This is a genomic window from Aeromonas sp. EERV15, assembly GCF_900079845.1.
Taxonomy (GTDB): Bacteria; Pseudomonadota; Gammaproteobacteria; order Enterobacterales; family Aeromonadaceae; genus Aeromonas; species Aeromonas sobria.
The window spans coordinates 88,138-96,149 of the sequence record NZ_FKKY02000022.1; the positions used below are offsets into that span (position 1 = coordinate 88,138).

An 8,012-nucleotide genomic window follows, 5' to 3' on the forward strand; every position below is an offset into this window, starting at 1 on the left:
TCAGCGTGGCGCTAGCCCCAGCAGCTGGCGGGCCTGACGGCAGGTCTCCTCCACCGTTGGCCACTCATCACCGGTTACCGTGATATGGCCCATCTTGCGGCCGGGGCGGGGGTCGCCCTTGCCGTAGAGGTGCAGCTGCAGGCCGGGCAGCGCCAGCAGGGCGGCCCAGTCGGGCGTGCCGTTTTGCCAGAGATCCCCCAGCAGGTTGATTAACAGGGCAGGGCGCACGGCGATCTGCTCTGGCAGCGGCAGATCGCACAGGGCGCGCACCTGCAGCTCGAACTGGCTGCATGCGGCGTTGTCTAGGCTGGGGTGGCCCGAGTTGTGGGGGCGGGGCGCCAGCTCGTTGACCAACAGCTGGCCGCCCACCAGAAAGAACTCCACCGTCAGCACACCCACGTAATCGAGGGCGGCGATCAGCCGCTCGGCTATCCCTTTGGCTTCACTCTCCAGCGCCTGCACATTGGCCGGGGAGCGAGTCAGGTCGAGAATGCCGCCGCTGTGCCAGTTCTGCACCAGTGGCAGTGAGCTGATGGCGCCGCTCGGGCTGCGGGCCAGGGTAAGGGCAAACTCCCCTTCCAGAGTCAGCCGTTGCTCCAGCACGCAAGGCACAGCACTGGCTGCCAGCGCCGTCGCCAGCTCATCCAGATTGCTCGCCTGCCACTGCCCCTTGCCGTCGTACCCCTCGCGGGCAGTCTTGAGGATGGCGGGTAAGAGTTCGCTGGCCTGTGCGGGGATAGGCTCTTCCGGCAGTAGCGCCAGATAGGGGGCGATCGGGATGTTTGCTCCGCGCAGAAAGGCTTTCTCCTCGCGGCGATCCTGACAGATGCGCACTGCGCTGGCGGCCGGGCGTACCGGTTTTTGTTTTTCGAGCAGCGCGAGGGTGGTGGCGGGCACGTTCTCGAACTCGCAGCTGATGGCCTCGCAGCGGCTGGCCAAATCGACCAGTGCCCCAGTGTCGTCATAGGGGGCGACAATATGGTGATCGGCGGCGGCACCGGCGATGCTGGCCGGATCGGGATCCAGCACCACCACCTTGTAGCCGAGGCGGTGGGCGGCCATCACGAAGTAGCGGCCAAGCTGGCCGCCCCCCAGCATGCCGAGGGTGGCGGGTGGCACTATCATGTCGGCTCCTCCAGTTGCAGTGCCTGCACCCGATTTCGCTCGTGGGTGCGGAAGTCGTCGAGCTGCTGCCGGTAGCGGGAGGCATCGCCGTCTTGTGCAACGGAGAGCAGAGAGACTGCAAACAGGGCGGCGTTGGCGGCCCCCGCCTCGCCGATGGCGAAGGTGGCGACCGGCACCCCTTTGGGCATCTGCACGATGGAGAGCAGGGAGTCCATTCCCTTGAGATGACGGGAGGGGATGGGCACCCCCAGCACCGGAAGAGTGGTCTTGGCGGCGACCATGCCCGGCAGATGGGCAGCGCCACCGGCCCCGGCGATGATGGCGCGCAGTCCGCGCTCGCGGGCAGTGGCGGCATACTCGAACAGCAGATCCGGGGTGCGATGGGCCGAGACCACCTTAGCCTCGTAGGGCACGCCGTGCTCCTTGAGGATGCGGGCGGCGGCCTGCAGCACGGGCCAGTCGGAGTCGGAGCCCATTACCAGGCCGATCAGGGGAGGGGTGTTCATTTTCTCTGAATCCTTACTGTTAAACGTTTGCTTTTAGTAAACAAAAAGAGCCGGCAAGCCGGCTCAGAATTTCTCGGGTCGCACGATTTCGACCGGTTGCAGAAAGGCGATCATGGCGTAGTCGGGGTAGTAGCGACTCTGCAGGTGGGCCAGCAGCCGCTCCGCCTGCTCCCGGCTGCAGATCGCCTCCAGCCGGATGTTGCCGCTCTCGCTCCAGCTGGCGTTGCGCTCGCCATGATCCCCCCTGCCGCGGGCATCCGTGATGGTGTAGCCGCGCAGCCCCTCGCGGGTGAGGGTGCGCAGCAGGGTCGGCTCCAGATTGGCTTCCGTGATGACGGTCAGCAGGGTGCGGGTCTCGGTCTGCATGTGGCTACTCCGTGAAGTGGCGGGCCCAGCTGTGGTAGAGCGGGATCCCCAGCATGATGTTGAACGGGAAGGTGACCCCCAGCACGGCGCTGAGAGAGAGCCCCGGGTTGGCCTGAGGCACGGCGATGCGCATGGTAGCCGGCACGGCAATATAGGAGGCGCTGGCCGCCAGGGTCGCCAGCAGGGTTAGTCCGCCGAGAGAGAGCCCCATCAGCTGGCCAGCTGCCAATCCCAGTCCAGCCGAGGCGAGCGGCATCAACAGGGCGAAGCCGAGCAGGAAGAAGCCATGCTTGCGTAAGTCCTGACACTGACGGGCGACGATGAGGCCCATCTCCAGCAGGAACAGCGCCAGTGCCCCTTTGAACAGGTCGACAAACAGCGGTTTGAGCGGGGCAATCCCGTCCGGCCCGGCCAGATAGCCGATGGCCATGCCGCCGAGCAGCAGGGTTACCCCTTTGCCGAGGAAGGTCTCGTGGGCCAGCATGCGCCAGCGGGTCTCGCGACTGATGCCGCGGGCGAGCACTATACCCACCAGAATGGCCGGGATCTCCATTACAGCCAAGAAGATGGAGAGCTGGGATTCAAAGCTGATGCCCCGCTCGGTGAGCCAGTTCACCCCGACCGCAAAGGTGGCGACGCTGACCGAACCATAGTGGGCGGCGGTGGCGGCGGCATCCACCCGGTTCATCTTGAGGCGCAGCACGGCAAAGCCGAGCAGGGTCTGCACCACGCCGAGCAGGATCACCAGCGCCAGTTGTGGCAGCAGAGGTTGCAGGGATTGCTGGGCCAGACCGACGCCGCCCTTGAGGCCGATGGCCAGCAGCAGAAAGAGGGAGAGGGTGTCGTAGAGGGCAGGAGGCAGTTTGAGCTCGGAGCGCACCAGACCGGCCAGCAGACCAAACAGAAAGAAGAGTACAACAACGTCCAGCATGATGGTTCGCAGGGCAGTTCAGATAATGGTTGCATGCTAGAGCTCGCAATGTTTCGATAAAATCAGATTCTCGCTGATGGTTGTTCGATAAAAACTGATAGGGAACGGCATGCTCAACTACAAACAGCTCTACTACTTCTGGCATGTGGCGCGCAGTGGCAGCGTGACGCAGGCGGCGCAACAGCTGCATCTCACGCCGCAGACTATCAGCGGTCAGGTTGCCGAACTGGAGAGCTCTCTCGGGGTGGCACTGTTCAACCGGGTAGGGCGGCGCCTTGAACTGACGGCTGCTGGACGGCAAGCGCAGGAGCAGGCGGGGGCGATCTTTTCGCTGGGGGCCGAGCTGGAACACTCCCTGCGCCACGCCAGTCAGGAGCTGACCATGCAGGTGGGGATCGCTGACTCGGTGCCGCGAGCGTTGGCGTTCGAGCTGCTGGCCCCGGCGATGGCGTTGGCAACACCGCTGCGGTTGATATGCCACGAAGAGCGGGCCGAGCTGCTGTTCAGCGAACTGGCCCGTCACAAGCTCGACATGGTGCTGATCGATCGTCCGCTCCCAGCCGACAGCAATCTGCGCGGTTATAACCACGAACTGGGACGCAGCCCGCTGGCGCTGTTTGCCACACCCGAGCTGGCAGCGCGGGCACGGGCTGGTTTTCCCGCCTCGCTGGAGGGGTTGCCGTTGCTGATCCCCGGCGACAAATCGGCCACCCACGACCGGTTGCTGGCGTGGTATCGCCAGCAGGGCATCCATCCTCATCTGGTCGGTCAGTTTGACGACTCGACTCTGATGAAGTCATTCGGCAAGGCGGGGATGGGGATCTTTCCCGCGCCACTGGCCATGGCCGACGAGATTGGGCGCCTCTATGGTGTCGAACGGATTGCGACCCTGCCCGAGGTGATGCTTTCCTACTATCTGGTCTCGGCGGGCCGCCATCTCTCCCATCCCGGAGTGCAGGCGGTGATGGCGGGGGCACAGCAGCGGCTGGCAGCGCTGGGTGGCCATGCATAGAAATCTGGATGGCTATACATCCAGCCTTGCTCTGCCTATAATCCCCCCGCTTTGGCGCATCATGCTTAATAGGGAATCCGGTGAAAATCCGGAGCTGGCGCGCAGCGGTAAGGGGGAGCGAAGCGACATCAGGGCACTGCCGTCAGGTGGGAAGCCGTCGCCGTAGGTTATTAGCCCCCGAGCCCGAAGACCTGCCAAAGTTCGTATTTCGTGCCGAGAGAAACCGGCTACGAAGTAGATACTTACGCGAACTTAAGGATCTCTCATGTCCAAGACATTATTGGTGGCGGCTGCCCTGTTGCCGACGGCGGCGTTTGCCCAAACCACCATCCCCATCAATCCAACTCTGGTGATCACTGCCAATCGCGTGGAACAACCGGTCAGCTCGGTGCTGGCTCCCGTGGTAGTGATTGATCGCGCCGAGATTGAAGCCCGCCAGATAGACAATTTGCCCGATTTGTTAAAAACCCTGCCGGGTGTTCAAGTAACAACGCTGGGCGGGAGAGGTCATCAAAGCAGCCTTTACATCAGGGGGGCTAAAACCAAGCACTCCCTGCTGCTGGTAAATGGCCGCCCCGTCCCCACTCTGGTAACTGGTAGTAATGACCTTAGCCAGATTCCGCTAGGCAATATCGAGCGTGTTGAATATATCCGCGGGCCGCGCGCCGCCATTTATGGCTCTGACGCCATCAGTGGTGTTATCAACCTCATCACCAAAACGTCAGCAAAAAATGGCAACGAGACTCACGTTAAAGGTGGGGTTGGCTCGCATGGTTATGGGCTTGGGGAGCTGAGAACCGTGCAGGCACTCGGCCAGCAGACCGATATGAATATGATGATCGGTTATGAGCGTACCGATGGTTACGACGTTCGGGCACAAGATGGCTGGACGTCGCTGCAGCCAGATCGCGATGGCTTTGCCGGTTTGAACGGTCAGGTTGGCCTGAATCACAGCTTTAGTGATGCCTGGAGCGCTGATTTTAACGCTCAGGGTTTTAATAACATCACCGAGAGTGACGGTAACGATAGCGATATGAATCGGAATCAGGCTGCTCAGCTTGATGGCGGAGTGCTGTTCAAAAACGATCATATCTCTAGTCGCCTGGAAGCTAGCTATGGCGAAAATAAGTTAAAAACCTGGCTTGATAACAAGGGCGAAGCTAGCGGCGAGCCTATTCACACTGGCTTGACGCGTCTCTCTTGGGTCAATAACTGGAACCTAATTAAAGGGGCAAATATCACGGGGGGGGCCGACTGGCAGCGGGAGCAGCTGAAGTCTGATTCCCGTTCGGGTGGTCAATCATTTACTGCGCCTGACCGTGATAATACAGGGCTCTTTATAGTAGGTAGTTATGGCTGGAATCCGTTCCTGTTTGAGCTTTCCGGCAGGACCGATGACAACGAGCAATACGGTCGCCACAACACCTGGTCTGCAGCCAGCGGTTTGGATGTCGATGAGAATCATCATCTGCGACTGAGCTATGGAACTGCGTTCAAAGCCCCGACCTTTATGGATCTTTACTCTCCATACTCCCCAAAAAGTGACTATCTCAAGCCAGAAGAGAGCAAGAATATTGAGCTGGGCTTATCCGGCCGCTATAGCGCCTGGGATTGGTCAACGAATCTTTATCGCAACGACATCAATGAAATGATCGACTACGGTCCGGACTATCGCCCTTACAACATCGGGGAGGTGCGACTGGAAGGGGTTGAGCTGGCCATTGGATTGGACACCGGGCCGTTCCACCACAAGGTCAGTTACGACTACACCCGCGCTCAGGATAGAAGCAAGCAAGATCGCCAGCTGGACCGGGTGGCCAAGCATAAAGGCAGCTTGATTACTGAAGTCAGTCTTGGCTCCGTTCTGTGGTCTGGCGAGATCCTTTATACCGGGGAACGGACCGATCTGGGGGCAACTAAACAGTTACCTTCTTATACAGTGTTCAATCTGGCGGCGACCTATCCGGCGACCAACGCCCTGACCCTCGGGGGGCGAATCGATAACCTCTTCGATCGTAACTATGAGGGGGCGTATGGCTACGCTGCGCCAGGAGCCGAAGCCAAGGTGACCGCAGACTATCGTTTTTAAGGTTAAGCGCGCTGTCGTTTTCAGGCGAAAACCCAGGCCCTGCCATATGCGGGGCCTTTTCTATTGGGCACAGGCGGGAGTATGATCGCCGCCTTGCACCAAAGGGGAGGTCAAGTGGCCAATATTCTCGTGTTTGATTCCGGTATGGGTGGCTTGACCATCTATCGCGAGATCCGCCGCGCGCTGCCGGCACACCACTATTTCTACTGTTTCGATAACGCCAACTTCCCCTATGGTGAGCTAAGCGAACCGGCCCTGATTGCCGCTTGTTCCCGATTAGTCACTACCATGGTGTCCCGTCATCATATTGATCTGGTGGTCATTGCCTGCAATACCGCTAGCACTATCTGCCTGCCAGCACTGCGCGCGGCACTGGATATTCCGGTGGTGGGGGTGGTGCCCGCCATCAAACCGGCCGCGGCCCAGACCCGCAATGGCTGTATCGGTCTGTTGGCCACGCCGGGTACGGTGAGCCGGCATTATACCCATGAGTTGATAGCCCAGTTTGCACCGGGCAAGCGGGTTTTGCTTAAAGGCACCACCGAGTTGGTAATAGAAGCAGAACACAAGCTGGCGGGGTTGCCGGTCAATATGGCGCTGCTGCAAGAAGTGTTGGCGGACTGGCTGGAAGGGGAAAGCGTGCCGGATACGCTGGTGTTGGGGTGTACCCATTTCCCACTACTAAATGAAGAGATACAGCAACTGATGCCGCAGTGTCAGTTGATTGACTCAGGCTGTGCCGTCGCAAAACGGGTTGCGTGGCTGCTGGCCAGTGGGGTGAACTCCAGCTCTGTATCCGTGCCATCGAATGAAGGGATGGCCAAGGCTTACTGCACCCGGCTCGATGAGACGGCTCAAAAACTGAGAGCCCCCTTGCAAGCATGGGGGCTCTCATTACTGGAAGAGGTCAGGGTCTGACGCGGGATTAGATCTCCGCGTCACTCCCCTCCCTTTCTTCTTTATCCCGCTTGTCATTCGCTTCACGTACCTTGAGGGTACGCTGCTGGTACTCTTTGTCATTCAAAGCGGCAATCGCTCTGGCGGCATCGGCGGCGGGCATCTCCACGAAACCGAAACCTCTGCGCTTGCCGGTGGCCTTGTCCTTCATCAACCGCACGGATATCACTTGGCCCTGTTCGGCAAACAATTCGCGCACCGCAATCTCGTTGGCGCGATAGGGCAGGTTGCCTACATATAAGGTGCAAGTCTCCTGACTGGTGATTGATTCAGCGGCATCAGCCTGGGTTCGCTTCAGGAACAGCGGGACCACAAAACCGCCGATGGCCAGACCTGCAGCAAAAATCACTTCTGCTTTTAAAGAGAAGTGCAGGGCCTGGGCTACCAGGTAACCAACCACTGCCAATATCAGAGCAAGGATTGCGGCCTGCATATATACGGGAAACTTGGATAAATTCATCTTAAAAGACCTTTTGTAAATGAAAGCAAAAAAGGTGCAACACTATATTCACCTCCATGGTAACCAGCTTTCCTGATTGGCGCTACCATGGACCACTCGGGAGAGGTTATCGGCTCCAGTATGGCATTCCAGAGGCCAGTAATGGCGACAAAATGACGCTAAAAAGGGAGTGAAACAGCCAGATTGTGGATAACATTGTATATATACACTGAATAAGCTGTTTCTAATTGAATAATTTGAAGATTTCGTGATTATCTTCAAAAAATCCCTTGTCATCCCGGCGCGGCTCCCTATAATGCGCCCCTACCAGCACGGCGGAACACGCCGGACTGATGAGCTAGCTTCCTGGTGAAGTGGGCGCCGAAAGAAAAGCGAAAACAATCGCTTGACTCTCGAAGTGAGAAGCGTATTATACGCCTCCTCAGCGCGACAAGCGCAACGCTCTTTAACAATTTGAATCAAGCAATCTGTGTGGGCACTCACAGCATCGAGCATCAAAATTAATTTTTGATTTTCAATGTCTGGTGAAGTGACCAAGACGATTTCTTAGCAATAAGAAGTCGAAC

General features: G+C 58.9%; 8 protein-coding genes and 1 riboswitch. Of the genes, 3 read left to right on the top strand and 5 right to left on the bottom strand.

Features of this window, described 5'->3' with window-relative positions; all coding sequences use genetic code 11:
* The 4 genes from BN4575_RS17780 to BN4575_RS17795 form a co-directional block, all read right to left on the bottom strand.
* Positions 1–1,125: a 5-(carboxyamino)imidazole ribonucleotide synthase gene (locus BN4575_RS17780; protein WP_068979186.1), complete on the bottom strand. Its 1,125-nt coding sequence runs from the start codon at positions 1,123–1,125 to the stop codon at positions 1–3.
* Positions 1,122–1,631, bottom strand: a complete 510-nt coding sequence (gene purE, locus BN4575_RS17785; RefSeq protein ID WP_068979187.1) for a 5-(carboxyamino)imidazole ribonucleotide mutase — start codon at positions 1,629–1,631, stop codon at positions 1,122–1,124. The genes BN4575_RS17780 and purE overlap by 4 nt, the downstream gene beginning before the upstream one ends.
* Positions 1,632–1,694: 63 nt before the next feature.
* On the bottom strand, positions 1,695–1,997 hold the full coding sequence (locus BN4575_RS17790; protein ID WP_005321666.1) for a P-II family nitrogen regulator: 303 nt from the start codon (positions 1,995–1,997) through the stop codon (positions 1,695–1,697).
* 4 nt (positions 1,998–2,001) lie between these two features.
* Positions 2,002–2,928, bottom strand: coding sequence for a sodium-dependent bicarbonate transport family permease (locus BN4575_RS17795; protein WP_040069609.1), 927 nt, complete (start codon positions 2,926–2,928; stop codon positions 2,002–2,004).
* 109 nt (positions 2,929–3,037) lie between these two features.
* On the opposite strand from BN4575_RS17795, the gene BN4575_RS17800 reads away from it, so the two are divergent.
* From BN4575_RS17800 to murI, 3 genes are all read left to right on the top strand, one after another.
* Positions 3,038–3,940, top strand: coding sequence for a LysR family transcriptional regulator (locus tag BN4575_RS17800; protein WP_068979188.1), 903 nt, complete (start codon positions 3,038–3,040; stop codon positions 3,938–3,940).
* Between the two features lie 35 nt (positions 3,941–3,975).
* A riboswitch (cobalamin riboswitch) is annotated at positions 3,976–4,154 on the top strand.
* 51 nt (positions 4,155–4,205) lie between these two features.
* Complete coding sequence (locus BN4575_RS17805) at positions 4,206–6,029, top strand: TonB-dependent receptor domain-containing protein (RefSeq protein WP_068979189.1); 1,824 nt, start codon at positions 4,206–4,208, stop codon at positions 6,027–6,029.
* A 114-nt stretch (positions 6,030–6,143) separates the two neighbouring features.
* Positions 6,144–6,947 (top strand): glutamate racemase, encoded by an 804-nt coding sequence (murI, locus tag BN4575_RS17810; protein WP_068979195.1) that lies wholly within the window; start codon positions 6,144–6,146, stop codon positions 6,945–6,947.
* 7 nt (positions 6,948–6,954) lie between these two features.
* Here murI and BN4575_RS17815 read toward each other — a convergent pair whose 3' ends face one another.
* Positions 6,955–7,446 (bottom strand): RNA recognition motif domain-containing protein, encoded by a 492-nt coding sequence (locus BN4575_RS17815; RefSeq protein WP_068979190.1) that lies wholly within the window; start codon positions 7,444–7,446, stop codon positions 6,955–6,957.
* Positions 7,447–8,012 lie beyond the last annotated feature (566 nt).